This window comes from Corallococcus sp. AS-1-12, assembly GCF_020036995.1.
Lineage (GTDB): Bacteria > Myxococcota > Myxococcia > Myxococcales > Myxococcaceae > Corallococcus.
In genome coordinates, this window is sequence record NZ_JAIQDD010000028.1 from 55,825 (window position 1) to 76,346 (window position 20,522).

18 protein-coding genes are annotated in these 20,522 nt (G+C 72.4%); 15 read left to right on the top strand and 3 right to left on the bottom strand.

Annotated features, from left to right (window positions below; genetic code table 11):
- Positions 1 to 56 precede the first annotated feature (56 nt).
- The 9 genes from K8556_RS39285 (at position 57) to K8556_RS31680 (ending at position 8,873) form a co-directional block, all read left to right on the top strand.
- Positions 57 to 248: a chemotaxis protein CheW gene (locus K8556_RS39285; protein WP_370639994.1), complete on the top strand. Its 192-nt coding sequence runs from the start codon at positions 57 to 59 to the stop codon at positions 246 to 248.
- Positions 245 to 772 carry a chemotaxis protein CheW gene (locus K8556_RS31645; RefSeq protein ID WP_223743834.1) on the top strand — a complete coding sequence of 176 codons (528 nt, stop codon included), beginning with the start codon at positions 245 to 247 and terminating at the stop codon, positions 770 to 772. Before K8556_RS39285 ends, K8556_RS31645 begins: the two co-directional genes overlap by 4 nt.
- A 292-nt stretch (positions 773 to 1,064) precedes the next feature.
- On the top strand, positions 1,065 to 3,056 hold the full coding sequence (locus K8556_RS31650; RefSeq protein ID WP_223743835.1) for a HEAT repeat domain-containing protein: 1,992 nt from the start codon (positions 1,065 to 1,067) through the stop codon (positions 3,054 to 3,056).
- Positions 3,057 to 3,069: 13 nt separating this feature from the next.
- Positions 3,070 to 3,942, top strand: a complete 873-nt coding sequence (locus K8556_RS31655) for a protein-glutamate O-methyltransferase CheR (RefSeq protein WP_223743836.1) — start codon at positions 3,070 to 3,072, stop codon at positions 3,940 to 3,942.
- Positions 3,942 to 4,985, top strand: coding sequence for a chemotaxis-specific protein-glutamate methyltransferase CheB (gene cheB, locus K8556_RS31660; protein WP_223743837.1), 1,044 nt, complete (start codon positions 3,942 to 3,944; stop codon positions 4,983 to 4,985). Before K8556_RS31655 ends, cheB begins: the two co-directional genes overlap by 1 nt.
- A gap of 69 nt (positions 4,986 to 5,054) precedes the next feature.
- Positions 5,055 to 5,438, top strand: a complete 384-nt coding sequence (locus K8556_RS31665; protein ID WP_206797946.1) for a response regulator — start codon at positions 5,055 to 5,057, stop codon at positions 5,436 to 5,438.
- A 27-nt stretch (positions 5,439 to 5,465) separates the two neighbouring features.
- Positions 5,466 to 6,239, top strand: coding sequence for an ABC transporter ATP-binding protein (locus tag K8556_RS31670; RefSeq protein ID WP_223743838.1), 774 nt, complete (start codon positions 5,466 to 5,468; stop codon positions 6,237 to 6,239).
- Entirely contained in the window at positions 6,236 to 7,957 is a 1,722-nt protein-coding gene (locus K8556_RS31675; RefSeq protein ID WP_223743839.1) for a putative ABC exporter domain-containing protein, read from the top strand. Before K8556_RS31670 ends, K8556_RS31675 begins: the two co-directional genes overlap by 4 nt.
- Positions 7,958 to 7,976: 19 nt before the next feature.
- Positions 7,977 to 8,873 (top strand): NAD(P)-dependent oxidoreductase, encoded by an 897-nt coding sequence (locus K8556_RS31680; RefSeq protein ID WP_370639996.1) that lies wholly within the window; start codon positions 7,977 to 7,979, stop codon positions 8,871 to 8,873.
- Between the two features lie 7 nt (positions 8,874 to 8,880).
- Here K8556_RS31680 and asnS read toward each other — a convergent pair whose 3' ends face one another.
- Positions 8,881 to 10,281, bottom strand: a complete 1,401-nt coding sequence (asnS, locus tag K8556_RS31685) for an asparagine--tRNA ligase (RefSeq protein WP_223743841.1) — start codon at positions 10,279 to 10,281, stop codon at positions 8,881 to 8,883.
- Between the two features lie 217 nt (positions 10,282 to 10,498).
- On the opposite strand from asnS, the gene leuS reads away from it, so the two are divergent.
- The 3 genes from leuS (at position 10,499) to lptE (ending at position 14,194) form a co-directional block, all read left to right on the top strand.
- Positions 10,499 to 13,000, top strand: a complete 2,502-nt coding sequence (leuS, locus tag K8556_RS31690) for a leucine--tRNA ligase (protein WP_223743842.1) — start codon at positions 10,499 to 10,501, stop codon at positions 12,998 to 13,000.
- Between the two features lie 18 nt (positions 13,001 to 13,018).
- On the top strand, positions 13,019 to 13,609 hold the full coding sequence (locus K8556_RS31695; protein ID WP_223743843.1) for a hypothetical protein: 591 nt from the start codon (positions 13,019 to 13,021) through the stop codon (positions 13,607 to 13,609).
- A 63-nt stretch (positions 13,610 to 13,672) separates the two neighbouring features.
- Positions 13,673 to 14,194, top strand: a complete 522-nt coding sequence (gene lptE / locus K8556_RS31700; protein ID WP_223743844.1) for an LPS assembly lipoprotein LptE — start codon at positions 13,673 to 13,675, stop codon at positions 14,192 to 14,194.
- A 46-nt stretch (positions 14,195 to 14,240) separates the two neighbouring features.
- On the opposite strand, the gene rpsT is transcribed toward lptE, so the two are convergent.
- Both rpsT and mazG read right to left on the bottom strand, forming a co-directional pair.
- On the bottom strand, positions 14,241 to 14,507 hold the full coding sequence (gene rpsT, locus K8556_RS31705) for a 30S ribosomal protein S20 (protein ID WP_120550834.1): 267 nt from the start codon (positions 14,505 to 14,507) through the stop codon (positions 14,241 to 14,243).
- Between the two features lie 172 nt (positions 14,508 to 14,679).
- Positions 14,680 to 15,867, bottom strand: a complete 1,188-nt coding sequence (gene mazG, locus K8556_RS31710; protein WP_223743845.1) for a nucleoside triphosphate pyrophosphohydrolase — start codon at positions 15,865 to 15,867, stop codon at positions 14,680 to 14,682.
- 106 nt (positions 15,868 to 15,973) lie between these two features.
- On the opposite strand from mazG, the gene K8556_RS31715 reads away from it, so the two are divergent.
- The 3 genes from K8556_RS31715 to K8556_RS31725 all read left to right on the top strand — a co-directional run bounded on the left by K8556_RS31715 (position 15,974) and on the right by K8556_RS31725 (position 20,416).
- On the top strand, positions 15,974 to 18,127 hold the full coding sequence (locus K8556_RS31715) for a tetratricopeptide repeat protein (RefSeq protein WP_223743846.1): 2,154 nt from the start codon (positions 15,974 to 15,976) through the stop codon (positions 18,125 to 18,127).
- Positions 18,128 to 18,130: 3 nt separating this feature from the next.
- Positions 18,131 to 19,249, top strand: coding sequence for a DUF4388 domain-containing protein (locus tag K8556_RS31720; RefSeq protein WP_223743847.1), 1,119 nt, complete (start codon positions 18,131 to 18,133; stop codon positions 19,247 to 19,249).
- 96 nt (positions 19,250 to 19,345) lie between these two features.
- Positions 19,346 to 20,416: a PhoH family protein gene (locus tag K8556_RS31725; protein ID WP_223743848.1), complete on the top strand. Its 1,071-nt coding sequence runs from the start codon at positions 19,346 to 19,348 to the stop codon at positions 20,414 to 20,416.
- Positions 20,417 to 20,522: the final 106 nt, after the last annotated feature.

Here is a 20,522-nt window from a genome sequence, read left to right on the forward strand (position 1 = left end):
GCGCCGCCGGTGGTGGCGGGGCCGCGGGCCTGCCGCCCCGGGCCGCGCGCATCCTGGTGCTCAAGACGGCGGACGGGCCCGCGGGCGTGTGGGTGGACTCGGTGGCGGGGGTGGTGCGGCTCAAGCCGTCCATGGTGGAGCTGTCTCCCGCGGGGCTGCGCGGAGACCGGGACTGCGTGGCGGGGCTGGGGCGCAAGGGCTCGCAGCTCTACATCCTGTTGGATCCGGAGCAGGCGCTCGCCCCATGACGGACTCCGTGAACCTGCTGGTCCGCCGCCCGCGCGGCGAGCGGACCTCCGAGACGCCCGCGGCCGAGGCGGAGGTGCAGTTGTGCGCCTTCTTCGTGGGCAACGAGGAGTACGTCCTGGACATCATGCGCGTGGAGGAGATCCTCCCGCCCCAGCGCGTGATTCCCATCCCGCACGCGCCCGCCTTCGTGGAGGGCGTGCTGCACCTGCGCGGCGCGATGCTGCCCGTGGTGGACCTGCGGCGGCGCCTGCTGGGGGAGCCCTCGCAGGAGACGCGGCGCACGCGGCTGCTCGTGTGCCGGCTGGGGACGCGGCGCGTGGTGGCGCGGGTGGACCGAGTGGCGGAGGTGCTGCGCGTGCGCCGCGCTGACATCAAGCCCGCGCCCGCGCTCATGGCCGGGGGCCGCACGCCGTTCGTGGTGGGCGTGTGCGGACCGCCGGAGCGGCTGCGGCTGCTGCTGGACTTGAAGGCGCTCCTGCGCGCGGAGCTGGAGCGCGACTCCCGCCCGCCGTCCCCGGGCTGAGCGCTGCCCGGCTTCCCGCTGGGAACGGTGCCGGGCGTCCATTCCCCCTGGGACTTCGGCCAGGAGGGCTGGGACCTGGAGGCCCAGGTGGGATGAGCGGCGGCCTCGCTCCTTGTTCCCGCTGGGAAGCGAAGGGTGCGAAGGTGAACGTTACGCCTTGGCGCCGGGCTGCCCTCCGGCGCGGGAGCGGCGCGGCGGGACACCTGACGGGCCTCGTGGGACGCGACTCCTCCAGCGGGTTCGAGCAGGATGCGGGCATCCCGAGGAACACGAGCCCCGAAGGAGGACGGCGATGAGCGACACGGTGCGGTCCCCCGCGGGGCAGGAGGAGGCGCGTTACCGGGCGCTGCAGGCGGTGGACCCACGCGCTCCCGGCGCCCTGGAGACCTTCACCACCGGCCTGCACGACGAGAGCTGGCGCGTGCGCCACGCGGCGGCGGCGGGACTGCGCCACGTGCCGGATGCGCCGGGCGTCACCGCGCGGCTCATTTCCGTCCTGGGCGAGCGCGGCGAGACGGGCGCGCGCAACGCGGCGGCCGAGGCGCTGGCCGGCATGGGGCCGGTGGCGATACCGCCGCTGGTGCGGCTGCTGGAGCACGAGGACCCGGATCAACGCAAGCTGGCGGCGGACATCCTGGGCCAACTGGGCCGCCCGGAGGTGGAGGACGCGCTCCTGCGCGCGCTCTCCGATGACGACCTCAACGTGCGCGTGGCGGCCGCGGAGGCGCTGGGCCGGATGGGCGGGGACGCCGCCGCGAGGGCGCTGGAAGGCCTGCTGGACACGCCCACGCCCCTGGTGCGGCTGGCCGCGCTGGAGGGGCTCGCGTCACTGAAGCGCGCGCCTCCGCTGGAGCGGGTGATGGCGCTGGTGGAGGAGCCGGGCGTGCAGCGCAGCGCCCTGCGCCTGCTGGGCCTGTACGCTCCGGGCGTCGCCACGGAGCGCATCTGCCGGGCCCTGGCGTCGCCGGTGCGCTCGGTGCGCGAGGCGGCGCTCGTCGCGCTGGGGACGCAGGCTTCGGCGCTGGGCCCTTACGAGCGCGGCGAGCTGGATGCGGTGGCGCGCGAGGTGCTGAGCGGCATCCCGGACGTGACGGCGCACGTGGCACAGGCGCTGGACGGCGACGACGTCCAGGTGCGGGCCGGCGCGCTGGTGGCGGCCGGAGCGCTGGGCGAGGCTTCGCTCGCGGTGGCGGTGGCGGAGGTGGCGCGCGAGGACCGGCTGCTGCGCGAGGTGCTCGTCACGCTGGGCCAACTGGGGCCGGAGGGCCGGCGCCAACTGCTCGGCAGCATGGGCACGCTGTCATTGCCCGCGCGCACGGTGGCGGCCGAGGCGCTGGTGCTGCTGGTGGACTCGACGTCGGTGCCGGAGCTGTGCGCGCTCCTGGAGTGGGCGGAGGACGACCTGCGCGCGGTGGTGGTGCGCGCGCTGGGGCGCACGCGCTCGCCGGACGCCGTGGCGCCGCTGGTGGAACTGCTCGCCGACCCCGCGCTGTCGGGCATGGCGGCGCGCGCGCTGGAGCAGTTGACCGTGGCGCACCCGCTGGCCGCGCTGGCCGCGCTGGAGTCAGCGGTGGAGCAGCGCACGACCCCCGCGGCGGTGGCGGTGCTGGGCCGGCTGGGCGGCGCGCGGGTGCTGCCCGTGCTGCGGCGGATCGCCCGTGATGAAGACGCTGCCTGGCGCGCGGCGGCGGTGGAGGCGGCGGGCCGGGCGGACGGCGAGGCCGGCCTGGAGCTGGCGCGCGGCGCGCTGGCGGACGAGTCCCCCCGGGTGCGCATCGCCGCGGTGCGCTCCCTGGGGCAGCAGGGCGGCAGGGAGGCCGCGGCGTTCCTGGGGCTCGCGCTGAAGGACGAGGACCGCGGCGTGCGCGTGGCCGCGGTGGAGGCCGTGGGCGCGGCCGGCGCGAAGGAGCGCTCGCAAGACCTGGAGGCCCTGGTGCGCCACGGCGATGGCGCGCTCGCGATGCTGGCGGTGCGCGCGCTGACGAAGCTGGGGACGGTGGGCGCGGGCGTGCTGTGGGACGCGCTCAGCCATCACGACGCGGAGGTGGTGAAGGCGGCGTTGGCGGCGCTGGGGGCGGCGGAGGCCTCGGCGGACGGGGCGGCGCTGGCGGTGTCTCTGTTGGGCCACCCCCGCTGGGACGTGCGGGCGGCCGCGGCGCGCGTGCTGGGCGGACTGGGGCGGCCGGAGTGCCTGCCCGCGCTCCAGCAGGCGATGTCGGTGGAGCAGGACGCGCTGGCCCGGGTGGCGCTGGCGGAAGCGGTCGACCGGTTGTCGGGGCGTTGAGGGGAGGACTCGGATGCCACGCTTCGACGAGGGCCGCCCGGAGATGACGCTGGAGGAGTTCCGGCTGCTGCGCGACCACGTCTACGCGCACTGCGGAATCCTCATCCACGAGAACATGAAGTTCGTGATGGAGCGCCGGCTGTGGCCCCGGCTGGAAGCGCTGGGCATCCAGGACTTCGGCTCCTATCACCGCTACCTGCGCTACGACGCCCAGCGCAGCGCGGAGCTGGAAGCGGCGGTGGAGTCGCTCACCACGCACGAGACGTACTTCTTCCGCGAACCCGCGCAGCTCAAGGCCTTCCGCGAGGAGCTGCTCCCCATCCTGGAGAAGCGCAACGCGCACACGCGGAGGCTGCGGCTGTGGTCCGCGGGGTGCTCCTCCGGCGAGGAGGCGTACACGCTGGCCATGCTCCTCAAGGAGAGCGGCCGCTTCGACGACTGGGACGTGGAGGTCCTGGGCACGGACCTGTCGCGCCGCGTGCTGGCCCTGGCCCGCCGCGCCGAGTACGGCCCCAGCGCCCTGCGCGCGACGCCGCCGGACCTGCTGGAGCGCTACTTCTTGCCCGCGGGGGTGAACCGCGTCCGCGTGCGCGACGACGTGAAGGCGTGGGTGAGCTTCGGTCACCACAACCTCTCGGACGTGGCGGGCAGCCAGTTGGTGCCGCGCTCGGATGTCGTCTTCTGCCGCAACGTGATGATCTACTTCGACCTGGCCGCGCGCCGCCGCGTGCTCGGCGTCATCCGCGACCGGCTCTGCCCCGGGGGCTACCTGCTCCTGGGCCACGCGGAGAACCTGCTCAGCCTGGGCGCGGACTTCGAGCTGGTGCACCTGAAGGGCGACCTCGTCTACCGCCGGCCCGAGCTCCCGGGCGGGGAGGGCCGCTGATGGGACGCCCGCTCACGGTGCTCATCATCGACGACTCGGCCACCAACCGCCGCACGCTCACCACGCTCCTGGAGTCCTCCGCGGAGGTGATGGTGCTGGACTGGGCCCAGGACGGCGAGGAGGGGCTCAAGAAGGTCCTGGACCTGAAGCCCGACGTGGTGACGGTGGACCTGGAGATGCCCCGGCTGGGCGGCCACACCTTCCTGCGCCTGCTCATGCGCGCGGCGCCCACGCCCGTCATCGTCATCTCCAGCTATTCGCACCGCTCGGACGTCGACAAGGCGCTGGAACTGGGCGCGGTCGACTTCATCGCCAAGCCGGTCCAGGCAACGCCCGCGGCGCTGGAGCACCTGCGCCGGGAGCTGCTCGACAAGGTGCTCGCGGCGCGCCACGCGAGGTCCGGGGGACGCCACGGGGCCGCGCCGCGCGGCGCCGTGCTGTCCGGGGAGGTGCCGCAGGTCATCGCCGTGGGCGCGTCCACGGGCGGGCCCCCCGCGGTGCAGCGGCTCTTGGAGGGACTGGCCACCGAGCCGACCGTCAGCGTGCTCGTGGGCCAGCACATGCCCTCGCAGTTCACCAAGGCCTTCGCGGAGCGCCTGGACCGCATCGGCCCGTTCACGGTGACGGAGGCGTGCGAGGGCGACGTGGTGAAGCCGGGCCACGTCTACATCGCGCCGGGAGGGCGGCACCTGCTGCTGTCGGACCGGACCGGGCGCCTGGAGCTGCGCACGCCGTCACCGGTTCCCGCGGACAAGTACGCACCGTCGGTGGACCGCCTCTTCGAGAGCGCGGCGGAGGTGCTGGGCCCGCGCGCGGTGGCGGTGGTGCTGACGGGGATGGGGGCGGACGGGGCGCAAGGCGTGCGCGCGGTCCGCCGCGAGGGCGGCGAGACGTGGGCCGAGTCCGAGGACACGGCGGTGGTGTACGGCATGCCCAAGGAGGCCATCGCCACCGGGGCGGTGAGCCGGGTGCTGGCGCTGGACGACATCGGGACGGAGCTGGCCGCGCTGGTGCGCCGCCGGCGGCAGCCCGGCGGGCAGTGAATCGCTGGCTGCATGACAGCCGTCGCACAATCCCGGGCCAGACGGCGCGCGGGTGCTAGGCTGGTGTCCATGTCGCAGCAGATCCGCGCACTGGTGGTGGATGACTCGCAGGCGATGCGCCGCAGCATCATGTACGCGCTCCAGCGCCTGGCGGACGTGGTCTGCATCGAGGCCCAGGACGGCGTGGAGGGGCTGAAGAAGCTCTCCACGCAGGGCCGCTTCGACCTGGTGATGACGGACATCAACATGCCGTTGATGGACGGGCTGAAGCTCATCCACCACATCCGCCAGACGGAGGAACACCGGGCGGTGCCCATCGTCGTGGTGACGACGGAGGGCGCGGCGGCGGACCGGGAGCGGGCCATGGCGCTGGGGGCCACGGCCTACCTGGTGAAGCCCGTGCAGGCCCGCGTGGTGCTGGACACGGTGAAGGAACTGCTGAAGCTCGGCTGAGCTCCGACAGCAATCCCAAGGGCACGCATGGAACCGGCGCTGGACGTCGAGGGGCTGGAGAAGACGTACGGCGCGGTGCGGGCGGTGCGCGGCCTGTCCTTCCAGGTGGCCCCGGGCGAGGTGCTGGGCCTGGTGGGGCCCAACGGCGCGGGCAAGACGTCCACGCTGCGGTGCCTGGCCGGCATCCTCCCGCCCTCCGCGGGGCGCGTGCGGGTGGCGGGCTTCGACGTGGCGCGGGCGCCGGTGGAGGCGAAGCGCGAGCTGGCGTTCCTCCCGGACGAGCCGCGCTTCTTCGAGTACCTCACCGTCTGGGAGCACCTGAACTTCACCGCGCGGCTCTACGGCGTGGAGGACTGGGAGGCGCGGGGCCGCGCGCTCCTGGAGGAGATGGAGCTCACGGGCCGGGAGAAGTCGCTGCCGGGCGAGCTGTCGCGGGGCATGAAGCAGAAGCTGTCCATCGCGTGCGGCTTCCTGCACCAGCCCCGGCTCATCCTGCTGGATGAGCCGTTGACGGGGTTGGATCCGCTGGGCATCCGCCGCATGAAGGCCTCGCTGCGCCGCCGCGCGGAGGAGGGCACGGCGCTGGTGCTGTCCTCGCACCTGCTCCCGCTGGTGGAGGAGCTGTGCCACCGGCTGCTCGTCATCGCCGGAGGGCGCGCGGTTGCGCTGGGCTCGCTGCCGGAGATCCGCGAGCAGATGGCGGGCGGCGCCGGGGACGGCGCGTCGCTGGAGGAGCTGTTCGTGCGCATCACCAGCGCGGCGTCGGAGGAGGCGCGAGCGCGGGGGCACGAGCCGGCGTGAGCTTCCCGAGCGCGGTGGTGTTCCTCTGGGTGAGGACGTGGCGCAACCGGGTGGTGCGCCAGGTGCAACGGCTGAAGCGTCCGCGCTACCTCCTGGGGGCGCTGGTGGGGCTCGCGTACCTGTACTCGCTGGTGGGGCGCAGCGTCTTCGTCCAGGGCACGGGCCGCGCGGTGTCCCCCAACGCGCGGCTGTTCGCGGAGTTCTCGCTGGAGGTCTCCGTGCTGGGCACGCTGGTGACGGCGTGGGTGCTGGGGGCGGACCGGCCGGCGCTGACCTTCACGCAGACGGAGGTGCAGACCTTCTTCGCCGCGCCCGTCACGCGCAAGGCGCTCCTGCACTACAAGCTGCTGCGCGGCCTCTTGAGCGCGGTGCTCGCGGCGCTGGCGGCGACCCTCTTCGTGGGGCGCTTCACCAGCCCCCGCCCGGTGCTCTTCTTCCTGGGCGCGGCGCTGGCCATGGGGACGCTCTACCTGCACGGCACGGCGGCGTCCTTCGTGCGCGCGTGGCTCGTGTCGCAAGGCCGCTGGGGCAGCGCGGTGCGGTGGGCGGTGGTGGCGGGGGTGCTGGTGGCGGGGATGGGCACGCTGCTGTCCACGCTGCGCGATTACCCGCTGCCGGAGAACCTCTCCCGGCCCTTCGCGGTGCGCGAGTGGCTGCGCGACGTGCTCGACGCCCCCGGGCTCCGGGCGGTGCTGTGGCCCGGCCGGGCGCTGGTGGCCCCCGCGATGGCGCGGAGCTGGGAGGGCTTCCTGCGCTACCTGCCCGCGTCGCTGGCGCTGCTGGTGGCGCACTACGCCTGGGTGCTCGCGGTGGAGGTGCCCTTCGAGGACTCCGCGGTGGCCGGGGCGGAGGCGCGGACGCGGCGGCGGGAGCAGCGGGCCGCGCGCTCGGGCTCCATCCGGGTCGGCCGGGTGCCCTTCGTGCTGCAGGCCCGGGGGCGTCCGGAGGTCGCGCTCCTGTGGAAGAACCTCATCGCGCGCAGGCGCATGGGCAGCGGGCTGGTGATGTTGCTGTCCTTCGGCGTCCTGGGCGCCGTGTTCGCGCTGGTGATGGGGGACACGCGGCTGTTCTCCAACAGCCGTGAGTTCCTGGGCCCCATGGCCCTGATGGTCGCGCTGGCCATGGCCGTGATTGGCCCGAGCGCGTTCCGCACCGACCTGCGCATGGACCTGCCGAAGCTGGAGCTCCTGCGCGCGCTGCCGCTCACGGGGCGGCAGGTGGTGGGCGCGGAGCTGGCGGCGTCCGCGCTGACGTTGGGCGTGGCGCAGTGGGTGATGTTGCTGTTGGCGCTGGTGCTGGGCGTGGGCGCGGACGACGTGACGCTCGCGCCCTGGTCCACGCCGGTGGTGCTGGGGCTGCTGCCGGTGCTGCCGGCGCTGGGGCTTGCGGGGCTGTTCGTGCAGAACGCGGCGGTGGTGCTGCTGCCCGCGTGGATTCCGGCGGACTCCGAGCGGGCGCGCGGCGTGGAGGCGCTGGGCCAGCGGCTGCTCACGCTGGTGGGCACGCTGGTGGTGACGTTCCTGGGACTGTTGCCTGCCGCGGTGGTGGCCCTCCTCGTGGGCTATCCGCTGTTCACTGTGATGGGGCGCTGGGCGGTTCCGCTCGCGGGGCTGGCGGCGGCGGGGGCACTCTGCGCGGAGGTGGCGCTGGGCGTCGCCGTCCTGGGCCGCGCCTTCGAGCGGCTGGACGTGTCGGAAGAACAGTCCAACGAAGCGTGAACGCGAGCACGAAGGGAGCATCTCCATGAAGGTCGGCTTCATCGGGTTGGGGAACATGGGCACGCCGATGGCGAAGAACCTGGCCGGCGCGGGCCATGAGCTCGTCGTCTGGAACCGCACCGCCTCCAAGGCGGAGCCGCTGAAGGCGCAGGGCGCGCGCGTGGCGAAGACGCCCGCGGAGGCCGCCCGCGACGCGGAGGTCGTCGTGTCCATGCTCGCGGACGACCACGCCGCGGAGGAGGCCGTGCTGGGGAAGGACGGAGTCGTCAGCGCCCTGTCGAGGAACGCCATCCACGTCTCCTCCAGCACCATCTCCGTCGCGCTGTCGGAGCGCCTGACGAAGGCGCACACGGACGCGGGGCAGGGCTACGTCTCCGCCCCTGTCTTCGGCCGGCCCGAGGCCGCCGCGGGCAAGCAGCTCTGGGTCGTCGCCGCGGGGCCGAAGGCGCAGGTGGAGCGGGTGCGCCCGGTGCTCACGGCCCTGGGGCGTGGCCTCACGGAGCTGGGGGAGCGGCCCTCCGCCGCGAACACGGTGAAGCTGTCCGGCAACTTCCTCATCGCGTCGATGATGGAGGCCCTGTCGGAGTCCTTCGCGCTCGCGGAGAAGTGCGGCGTGGAGCGCGCCGCGTTCCTGGACGTCTTCAAGTCCGTCTTCGCCAAGGCCCCCATCTTCGAGAACTACGCGGGCGCCATCGCGAAGGGGCAGTACACGCCCGCGGGCTTCGCGCTGCGCCTGGGCCTCAAGGACGTGTCACTGGCGCTCGAAGCGGGAAGGGCCGCCGAGGTGCCCCTCCCGCTGGCGAGCCTCCTGCGAGACCACTTCCTCACCGGCGTCGCCCAGGGGCGCGGCGATGAGGACTGGTCCGCGCTCGGCGCGCTCGCGCAGGAGCGCGCCGGCATCACGAAGAAGTCCTGAGCCCGGACTAGAACGTCGCGGAGCCCGGGACGCGCGGGTAGGGGATGGCGTCCCGGATGTTCTGCAGGCCGCACATGTAGACGATGAGCCGCTCGAACCCCAGGCCGAAGCCCGCGTGCGGCACCGTGCCGTAGCGGCGCAGGTCGCGGTACCACTGGTAGTGCGCGGGATCGAGGCCGAACTTCCTCATGCGCGCGTCCAGCACGTCCAGGCGCTCCTCGCGCTGGCTGCCGCCGATGATCTCCCCGATGCCCGGCGCGAGCACGTCCATCGCGGCCACGGTCTTCCCGTCGTCGTTGATGCGCATGTAGAAGGCCTTGATGGCCTCCGGGTAGTTCATCACCACCACGGGCCGGCCCACGTGCTCCTCGGTGAGGTAGCGCTCGTGCTCCGTCTGGAGGTCCTTGCCCCACTCCGGCGTGTACTCGAACTTCTTCTTCGCCTTCTGGAGGATGGAGACGGCCTCCGTGTAGTCGATGCGCTCGAAGCTGGAGCCGATGAACTTCTCCATCCGCTCCGTGACGCCCTTCTGCTGGCGCTCCTCGAAGAACTTCATGTCCGGTGCGCACTCCTCCAGCACGGCCTTGAAGACGTACTTGAGGAACCGCTCCGCCAGCGCCGCGTCCTCGTTGAGGTCCGCGAAGGCGATCTCCGGTTCAATCATCCAGAACTCGGCCAGGTGCCGCGTGGTGTTGCTGTTCTCCGCGCGGAACGTGGGGCCGAACGTGTAGACCTTGGACATGGCCAGGCAGTACGCCTCCACGTTCAACTGCCCGGACACGGTGAGGTAGGCCTCCTTGCCGAAGAAGTCCTTGCCCCAGTCAATCTTGCCGTCCTGCCCGCGCGGCGGGTTGTTCGCGTCCAGCGTGGACACGCGGAACATCTGCCCCGCGCCCTCCGCGTCGCTCGCGGTGATGATGGGCGTGTTCACCCAGCAGAAGCCTTCACCGTGGAAGAAGCGGTGCACCGCCTGCGCCGCCGCGTTGCGCACGCGGGTGATGGCCCCGAAGGTGTTGGTGCGCACGCGCAGGTGCGCCACCTCGCGCAGGAACTCCAGCGAGTGCTGCTTCGGCTGGATGGGGTAGGTGTCCGGGTCGTCCACCAGGCCCAGCACCTGCACCTCGTCCGCCTGGATTTCGAAGGCCTGCCCCTTGCCCTGCGACTGCACCAGCGTGCCCCGGCAGATGACGGAGGCGCCCGCGGTGAGGTGCAGGACCTCCTTCTCGTAATTGGGCAGCGAATTGGGCGCGACGACCTGGATGGGGTCGAAGACCGACCCGTCGCTCACGTTCACGAAGCTGATGCCCGCCTTGGAGTCGCGGCGCGTCCGCACCCAGCCGCGCACCTCCACCTTCGAGCCCGCTTCGACGGCCCCCGACAGGGCCTTCTTCACACTCACGACCTGCATGGTGCTCTCCCTCTGCTCCAGACCGGGAAGGCGAGTTAGTCGCGCCCGGCCCCGAGGGCAAGCACCGAGCGAGGCCTGACCCCCGCCCGGGGCAGGCCCGGTCCCCGCCCATCCAGGTTTCCCGGTCAGGGCCCCGGGGCCGCCAGCCGTCCAGGCTTTCGACGCGCCAAGACTTGTTGCCCGCGTGTCCTACCTCCCGCTAAGAGACCGAGAAGCCATGGCGATGAACGAGCGTTACGAGCCGCAGTCGATTGAAGGAAAGTGGCAGACCCGCTGGGAGCAGGAGGGCCTCTTCCGGGCAGGCAGGCGCCCGGATGCCCCGAAGAAGTACGTCCTGGAGATGCTGCCGTACCCCAGTGGCCAGATGCACATGGGGCACGTGCGCAACTACCTCATCGGGGACGTCTACGCGCGCTACTACCAGATGCGCGGCTTCGACGTGCTGCACCCCATGGGCTGGGACGCCTTCGGTCTGCCGGCGGAGAACGCGGCCATCAAGGACGGCGTCCACCCGGCCATCCGCACCCGCGAGAACATCGAGTCGTTCAAGGCGGAGATCAAGACGCTCGGCTACAGCTACGACTGGACGCGCGAGGTCAACACCAGCCAGCCGGAGTACTACCGCTGGAACCAGTGGTTCTTCCTCCAGATGCTCGAGCGCGGGCTCGTCTATCGCCGCTTCAGCAAGGTGAACTGGTGTACGGGCTGCCACACCGTCATCGCCAACGAGCAGGTGAAGGACGGCCGCTGCGAGCGCTGCGACTCCGAGGTGCAGGACAAGGAGATGCCCGAGTGGGCGTTCCGCATCACGAAGTACTCGCAGGACCTGCTCGACGCGCTCGACACGCTCAAGGAGTGGCCGGACCGCATCACCTCCGCCCAGCGCAACTGGATTGGCCGCTCGGACGGCGCGGAGGTGGACTTCCGCGTGCAGGGGCATGACGCTGGACTGCGCGTCTTCACCACGCGCGTGGACACGCTCTTCGGCTGCACCTACGTGGTGCTCGCGCCGGACCACAAGCTCGTGGCCCAGGTGACGACGGCGGAGCGCCGCGCGGACGTGGACGCGTTCGCGAAGAAGATGGCCGCGCAGAACAAGACGGAGCGGCTGGGCGAGGACGCGGAGAAGGAGGGCGTCTTCACCGGCGGCTACGCGCTCAACCCGGTGACGGGTCAGCCGGTGCCCATCTGGATCGCCAACTTCGTGGTGAGCGACTACGGCACCGGCGCGGTGATGAGCGTGCCGGCGCACGACGCGCGCGACTTCGCCTTCGCGCGCAAGTACTCGCTGCCCGTGCGCGTGGTCATCCAGCCCGCGTCAGGCGACAAGCTGGGCGCCGGTGAGACGCTCGACGCGGCGTACACGGAGGACGGCGTCCTCGTGGACTCCGGTGACTTCACCGGCATGCCTTCCGCCGAGGCGCGCGTGAAGCTCGCCGCGAAGCTGGAGGCGCAGGGGCAGGGCAAGGCCACGGTGACGTACCGCCAGAAGGACTGGGGCTTCAGCCGCCAGCGCTACTGGGGCACGCCCATCCCCATCGTCTACTGCGAGAAGTGTGACCCCGAGCGCAAGGGCATCCCCGTCCCGGTGGAGCAGCTCCCGGTGCGGCTGCCGGACATCGACACGCAGGCGGTGCTCACCGGCAAGGGGGAGCCGCCGCTCGCGAAGGTGCCGGGGTTCGTCAACGCGACCTGCCCGAAGTGCGGCGGCACCGCGCGCCGGGAGACGGAGACGATGGACACCTTCGTCGACTCCTGCTGGTACTTCGCGCGCTACCTGTCGCCGAAGTACGACGTGGCCCCCTTCGACCCGAAGGAGGGCCAGCGCTGGCTCCCGGTGGACATCTACGTGGGCGGCCCCGAGCACGGCGTGATGCACCTGCTCTACTTCCGCTTCTGGACCCGGGTGATGAAGCTCCTCGGGCTGTCGCCGGTGGACGAGCCCGTCACGCGGCTCATCACCCAGGGCATCGTCAACGGCGCGGACGGCCGGAAGATGGGCAAGCGCTACGGCAACGGCGTGGCGCCCAACACCATCGTGGCGAAGTACGGCGCGGACACGGCGCGCACCTACGTGCTCTTCGCGGGCCCGCCGGAGCGCGACTTCGACTGGTCCCACGAGCAGGTGGAGGGCGTGTTCCGCTTCCTCAAGCGCGTGTGGACGCTGGCCGCCACGCACCAGGCCTCCTCGGCGGAGGCCACGCACTCGGGCCCCTACGAGGGCAAGGCGCTGGAGACGCGCCGCGCGGCGCACAAGTGCGTCAAGCGCGTGACGGAGGCGATTGAACGCCTGTCCTTCAACACCGCCGTCGCGGGCGTCATGGAGTGCGTGAACGCGCTCTACGCGGTGGGCACGCCGGAGACGCCCGCGGAGAAGGCGGCCATGGGCGAGGCGGTGCGGCTGCTCGCGCGCATCCTCACCCCCATCGCGCCGCACATCGCGGACGAGCTGGCGGAGGCCTACGGCGCGAAGGCGTCCACCGTCACGGAGTCCTGGCCGGAGTTCGACCCGGCGCTGGTGGTGGACGACGTGATTCCGTACGCCGTGCAGGTGAACGGCAAGCTGCGCGCGGAGGTGCGCGTGGCGGCGGACGCGGCCGAGGCGGACGTGCGCGCGGCGGCGGAGGCGGACGACAAGGTGAAGGCCGCGCTCGAAGGCAAGACGCTGCGCAAGTTCGTCTTCGTGCCCAAGCGGCTGGTGAACTTCGTCGTCGGCTGACGGCGGGAGGGAGGGGCGGTGCCCGCGGAAGTGCTCGTCATGTGCTCCGCCTGCGGGCGGCCCCAGACGGCGGCCCGGCGCCGCTGCGCCTTCTGCAACGCGGAGCTGCCGGAGGCGCCCCTGCCGCCCCGGTCTCCCGAGTCCTCGGAGCCGCCCGCGCCGTGGCCGGGCGTCACTCCGCTGACGCTGGACCTGGGCAACCGGCGCGCCCTGGCCGTGAACGACGCGCGGCTGTCGTTCCAGGGGCGCCCGGGTGGAGGCCCGGCGCTCGACGTGCCCTGGGCGCGGGTGAAGCGGCTGGAGTGGAGCACGCGGCCGTACCTGGAGGCCCTGGGCCTGCTCGCCTTCACGGCGCTGGGCCTCCTCTGGGCGCCGACGCAGGCGGTGCGGATCATGGCGCTGGCCGCGGGCGTCCTCGGCGTGATGCTGACGGGGCTCTACCGTCACCACGGCCTCACCGTGGAGCTGGATGACGGCTCACGGATGCGGTGGCCCCTGGGCATGGCGCCAAGGGGCTCGGCCCGGGAGGCGCGGCTCCAGGTGGCCCGCGCCGCGCTGGCGGAAGCAGGTCGCGTGCGGCGCGTGCCGGTGGCCGGCTTCGACGCCTGAGGGCGGTGCCGCCTCCCACTCCGTCGCTTGACGGAGGATCGCGGCCGGGTAGGGTGCGCGCCCATGCGGCCCTCCAGGAACGCGATTCAAACGGGTGCGGTGAAGGCGTTCCGGTGGGGCGTGGTGGCTACGGCGATGCTGGGCGCCGGGTGCGGCTACCGCTTCAGCCCGTGGGGCTCCGCGCTGCCGGAGGGAGCGGGGCAGGTGTGCGCGCCCATCTTCGCCAACGAGACGCCGGAGCCCGCGCTGGAGAACCTCTTCACGCGCTACCTGCGGCAGAACCTCATCGAAGCGGGCCGGCTGGCCAGCGCTCCGGGCTGCACGTCCACGGTGGAGGGGGCGGTGCTCAACATCTGGACGTCCCCGACCATCATCCCCAACAACTACCGCATCTCCACCACCGTGCGGCTGCGCCTCGTCAAGGAGGGGCAACTGCTCGGGGAGACGGTGGTGTCGGGGACCGAGGACTACCTCCAGGGACGCGGGAACGTCCTGGAAGCCGAGGCCAACCGTCAGGCCGCGCTGGCGCGCCTGGCGGAGCTGCTCATGCGCGACGGCTACGATCGGCTGGCCAGCACCTGGTGAGGACCGGGGAGCCCGGTCCTCGACGCGCGGTGGTGCTACGGGACGACTAGGCCTTCGCCTTCGCGGCGGCCTTGGCCAGCCGGGAGATGCGGCGCGCGGCGGTGCGCTTGTGCAGGACGCCCTTGCTGGCCGCCTTGTTGAGGGTCTTGGAAGCCGCCTTCAGCGCGTCCGTCGTCTTCGAACCGTCCTTGGAGGCAATGGCCTCGCGGGCGGACTTGACGGCGTCCTTCACGGTCGTCCGGACGTTCACGTTCCGGGCGCGGCGCTTCAGGGACTGGCGGTAACGCTTCTCTGCGGACTTGGTGTTCGCCAAGGCAATGCTCCAGCGGAAGGCAAGGCAAGGAAAAAGAGGGGCCGTCCTTACTGCGACGCCCCGGTTGCGTCAAGGCACGCGTGCGATCGCGATCAGGATTTCCAGTTCCGGAACCCCCGGGAGGCCCCCGGAATGCCTCCCGGGGCCCCACCGGCGCCTGTCGCCGGAAGAATCATGCCGGCGGGGCGGCGTATTCCCACCGCAACCCGGCCGGATCCACGAACTGGAAGCCCGCCTCGGGGGTGGCGCACGCCACCAGGCGCCCCGGGTGGTGGGCCCGGAACAGCTCCAGGAGCCGGGTGACCCCCGCGGTCGAGGGCGCCTCCAGGGTGATGGCCACCGGGGACGCGGCCTGCGCCTGGGCGCTGCCCGGCATGAAGACGAGCCCCAGGCCCGCGCCCGTGTAGGCCGCCGTGCCATCCGTCGTCCGGGTGGGGGCCCAGCCCAGCCAGGAGGCCAGCTCATCCCAGAAGGCCTTCTGGGCCGCCACGTCCGGCACCGCCAGGCGCAGGGTGGCCACGGACGCGCGCGGCGGGTGGCTGGGCGGGGGCAGCGCCTTCTCCACGGCCTTCGCGGCCTGCCAGTGGCGCTCCATGTGCGCGAGCGTGGCGCCGCCGAAGGGGACGTTCTCCTCGTTCAGCTTCGCCTCGATGTACTGGAAGCGGGTGACGAAGCGGCGCGTGGCCATGCGCAGCGCGTCCTCCGCGGGCGTCTTCACGAAGCGCGCGAGGTTCGCGAGCGAGAACAGGACGTCCCCCAGCTCGTGCTCGATGGCGTCCCGGTCGCCCGAGGCGATGGCCTCGTCCAGCTCGCGCAGCTCCTCGTCCAGCTTGCCGCGCACCCCGGCCAGGTCCGGCCAGTCGAAGCCGATGCGGCTGGCCTTCTCCGTCAGGCGCTCCGCGCGCAGCAGGGACGGGGCCGCGGTGGGCACGCCATCCAGCACGGAGCCCGCGCGCCCGGTCTTCTTCTTGCGCTCCTCCGCCTTCAGTTGCGCCCAGTTGGCCAGCACCTGCTCGGCGCCCTTCACCTGCTGATCCCCGAACACGTGCGGGTGCCGGCTGGTGATCTTGTCGCTGATCGCCGCGCAGACGTCCGCCATCGTGAACTCGCCCAGCTCCGCCGCCAACTGCGCGTGGAAGACAATCTGGAAGAGCAGATCCCCCAGCTCCTCGCACAGCGGGCGCCACGGGCCGCCGTCGGCGACGCGGTCCATCTCGTCCAGGACCTCGAACGCCTCCTCGGTCAGATAGGGGCGCAGCGAGCGCAGGTCCTGCTCGCGGTCCCACGGGCAGCCGCCCTCGGCCCGAAGGCGCCGCATGATCTCCACCAGTCGTTCCAGCTCCGTTCCAGGCGCCGCCATTCATTCACTCCCGAGCAATCCCCCCGCCGGGGGTTCCTGTAGCACGGGCGGTGGGCACCACATGATTTCGGATCGTCCCGCCTGTCGCCTATCATCGGACGTCCGGATGCTCCGCTCGTTCCTCGGCCTGTGTTGCAGCCTCGTGCTGCTTGTTCCCGCGCGCGCCCCTGCGTTGATGCAGGAGCCGCTCCTGCGCATCGAGGAGAAGGTCATCGAGCCGGAGCCGGACCCCAGCACCTTCCAGGCCACGGAGGATGATCCGGTGGAGGACCCCGGCCCCGAGGAAGCCGACGAACCGGATCCCGAGCCCCGCCCCGACAACCGGCGCCGCGTCATCGCCCCGCCGCCCCTGAAGCCCGCCGCCCCCGCCGAACCCGCGCCCCCGCCCGTCGTCGTCCCGGTCCGTCCCGCCGTCACCCCGGTGATGGCGCCGAAGGTGACGGACGCGGAGCTGCTGGCCGCCTGGGAGAAGTGGAAGGCGGCGCGCTCCCGCAACGACCTGGCCGCGGCGGCCGCCGCCCAGAAGGAGCTGCTCACGCTGCGCGAGGAGGTGCTCGCCTCCGACCTGGAGCCCCTGAGCATGGGCTTCGTGCGCGAGGCCGGGGTCCGCCGCCGCGCCGGGGACCTGACCGGCGCGCTCGCGCTCCTGGACGTGGCCGTGGCCCTGTCGCCCGGGCTGCCCGCCGCGCGCTTCGCCCGGGCGGAGGCCTACGTGGTGGGGGATCCGTTGAACGTGCCGCGCGCGGCGGGGGAGTGGAAGTCCGCCCTCGCGACGCTGCTCGGTGACGCCCGCTACCGCCGGCCCGCGCTCGCGGACCTGGGCGCGCTGGTGCTCGCGGCGTGGGCGGCCACGGCGGTGGCGGTGGTCGCGGTGCTCTTCCTGCGGCGGATCCGCTATGCGCTGCATGACTTCCACCACCTGTTCCCCCGGGCGGTGACGCGCTGGCAGTCCTGGCTGCTGGGCCTGATGCTCCTGGCGCTGCCCGCGGTGCTGGGCGCGGGCCTGGTGCCGGTGCTGCTCCTGCTCTTCGCCTCGGTGGCGCTGTACGTGGGCCGCGCCGAGCGCTGGGTGGCCGCGGTGCTGCTCATGGGCCTGGGCCTGATGCCGCTCGCCGCGGGGACCCTGACGCGCTTCACCGTCTTCGCCGGCACGCCCGCGGAGGACGTCTACCTCCTGGAGCGCGGAGGCCTGTCCGCGGAGGGCGCGGCGGCCCGTGTTCGCGCCCGCGCGGAGGCGCGCACCGCCCGCTTCCAGGAGCTGGGCGCGCTCGCCTGGTACGAAGCGCGCCGGGGCCTGCTGGAGGAGGCGCGGGCGGACTTCAAGGCGGCCTCCGCCCTCAAGTCCGGCGACGCGCGGATGCTCACGCGCTTTGGCAACGCGCTGTTGGGCCTGGGCGACGTGGACGGCGCGGTGCTGCTCTATACGCAGGCGTCCAAGGCGGATCCGTCCATGGCCGCGCCGCACTACAACCTGGGGCAGGTGTACCGGCGCCGGGCCCGGCTCCTCCCGGATGATCAGGTGGGCAAGGAGCTGGACCGCTCCACCTCCGCCATCGCCCAGGCGCAGGCCCTGGACAACGCGCTCCTGCGCCGGGACCCGCCGCCGGAGGACCGCCCCCTGCTCAACCTCCTGCTGCTGGCCCCGACGGTGCCGGAGCGCGACTGGCTGGACCTGGCGGACGGCACCCAGGAGGGCGCCCGCGTGGAGGGACAGGTGGGCCGGTGGCTGTCGCCCCTGCTGCCGGCGGGCCCGGTGGGCTGGGGGCTGACCGCGGCGCTCGCGGCGCTCGTCGCCGTCCTCGGGGAAGCCTCCTGGCGCATGAAGGCGTCTCGCGGCTGCGAGCGGTGCGGAAGTGCCATCTGCCTTCGCTGCGACAAGGACCTGTCCGTGGGCAGCGCGATGTGCGGCCAGTGCGTCCACGTCTACGCGCGCAAGAGCCAGGTGCCCAAGGAGTTCCGCTCGCGCAAGCAGGGCGAGGTGGACCGCCACCAGGCCTGGACGAAGCGGGTGACGTACGTGCTGGGCAGCCTGGTGTCCGGCGCGGGCCACGTGGGCACGGGCCTGCCGGTGCGGGGCGCCCTCTATGCCTTCCTGTTCAGCTTCGCGGTGGCCGCGCTGGTGCTCCACCGGGGCCTCGTCCGCACGCCGTACGGGGACGTGCCGCTGTACCTCAAGCTCGTGCCCGCGGGCACGGTCCTCTTCTTCGTCTACCTGCTGACCCTGCGCGGCCTGCGCCGCCACCAGCGGGGGGAGGCCTGAGCCATGTCCCTCAAGGGAACCCTCAAGGACTTCGGCATCGGCGACATCCTGCAGTTGATTGGCCAGCAGCAGAAGACCGGCACGCTCCACCTGCGCAACAAGGACCAGGAGGTGCGCGTCGGCTTCCAGGACGGCCACATCATCAAGGCCGAGAGCCTCACCCGGAAGCGCAAGGAACTCATCGGCGCCATGCTGGTGCGCGCCGAGATCATCACGGAGACCCAACTGGAGGCGGCGCTGGAGGTCCAGAAGCGCACCCTCAAGCGCCTGGGGGACGTGCTGGTGCAGAGCCACGCCCTCACCGCGGAGCGCTTCCAGCAGATGGCCCAGCTCCAGGTGACGGAGACGCTCTACCGCCTCTTCACCTGGAAGGCGGGCACCTACGAGTTCATCCAGGAGCCCGTGGAGCCCGGCCCCGAAGGCATCACCCCGCTGCGCGCGGAGACGGTGCTGATGGAGGGCTTCCGGATGGTGGACGAGTGGCCCGTCATCCGGAAGCGCATCCACCGCGACGACATGACCTTCGAGCGCGTCAAGGCGCTGCCGCCGCCCCGCGCCAACGCCGACGAGGGCGGGGAGCTGGGCGTCATCGGTCCGTCGGAGCGCCACGTCTACGAGGAGATCGCCGTGGGGCGCGACCTGCGCCGCATGGTGGACCTCTGCGGCCTGGGCGAGTTCGAGACCTGCAAGGCGCTCTACAACCTGGTCAAGGGCGACTACGTGCGCGCCATCGACCCGGAAGGCCGCGCGCCCGTGCCGGAGGACACCCGCTTCCTCGCCCGGGTCGCGGGGCCCGTGGGCCGCATCGCGGTGACCATGGCGGTCATCGCGGGCCTGGCCTTCATCGCGTCCCGTTGGGTCGGGAGCGCGGGGCGCGAGCCCGGCGCCTCCCGGCTGGGAGACCCCGCCGCCCAGCGTCAGATTGCCCACGCGCAGCGCGTCCGCATCGAGGCCGCGCTGGAGGTGTTCCAGTTGGAGAAGGGCGACCTCCCGGAGCGGTTGGATGCTTTGGTCGATGCCGGATTGTTGACTCCGGAGGAACTGCGCTACCCGTGGCGGGAGGAGTACTATTACCGCCGCACGGCCGCCCGGCAGTTCATCCTCCTACCGCCCGTGCGCTAGCCCGTGGGCAGGCTCGCCGTCGAGAGACGGCGGGCGAGGGGGGAGGGGCGACGTTAAATTGAGGGCGAGCGATCACTGAACGAGGAACGACGCGCATTGCGAAATCCCGCCACGCTGGAAGTGCCCGCAGCTCGCGCTGAAACCACCCCCACCTCCGCCAAGGTGGACGTCCGTGACAACGAGACGACCCAGGCCCTGTGCGGAAACCAGAACGAAAACCTCAAGCTGATGGAGCGGCGCCTGGGGGTCCGGGTGGGGCAGCGCGGTACGGAGCTGCTTCTCTCGGGGCCCGCGGACGCGGTCGCCTTCGCGGTCCGCCTCGTGGAGAACCTGGAGGAGATGATCCGCGCCGGACGGCCCGTCTACCGCGAGGACGTGGAGCAGGCCATCAAGGTCCTGGGCCGCGGCACGGAGTCGCTGCAGGAGGTCATGCTCGGCACCGTCCTCAAGAGCTCCGGCAACCGGCAGATCGCCCCCAAGAGCATCGCGCAGAAGCGCTACGTGGACGCCATCCGCGCCCACGACATCGTCTTCGGCGTGGGCCCCGCCGGCACCGGCAAGACGTACCTCGCCATGGCCATGGCGGTCGCCTTCCTCCAGGAGCGCAAGGTCAAGCGCATCATCCTGGCGCGCCCCGCCGTGGAGGCCGGTGAGAAGCTCGGCTTCCTCCCCGGCGACCTGGCGGAGAAGGTGAACCCGTACCTGCGCCCGCTCTACGACGCGCTGCACGACATGATGGCCGTGGAGCGCGCCCAGCACCTGGTGGAGCAGGGAGTGGTGGAGGTGGCGCCGCTCGCGTTCATGCGCGGCCGCACCCTCAACGACGCCTTCGTCATCCTCGACGAGGCGCAGAACACCACCGTGGAGCAGATGAAGATGTTCCTCACCCGCCTGGGCTACAACAGCAAGGCGGTCATCACCGGCGACGTGACCCAGGTGGACCTGCCCACGGGCAAGCTGTCCGGCCTGAACCACGCGCGCTCCGTGCTGCGGAACATCGAAGGCATCCACTTCTCGGAGTTCTCCGACGTGGACGTCGTGCGCCACCCGCTGGTGCAGGAGGTCATCCGCGCCTACGAGCGCTCCGAGGCCGCCCAGAAGGAGGCCCAGGCCGCCCGCGAGGCCCCCGAAGCCTCCACCCCTCCGGCCGAAGGCGCGGAGTCCTGACGGCCTGATGCCGCGCCCGCCACCCCCGCTCCCAGCCTCGCGCCGGGACGGGGGTGGAGTCGCTTATGGGCTTACACCGCTGCCTGTTGGCTTACTCGCAAATTTC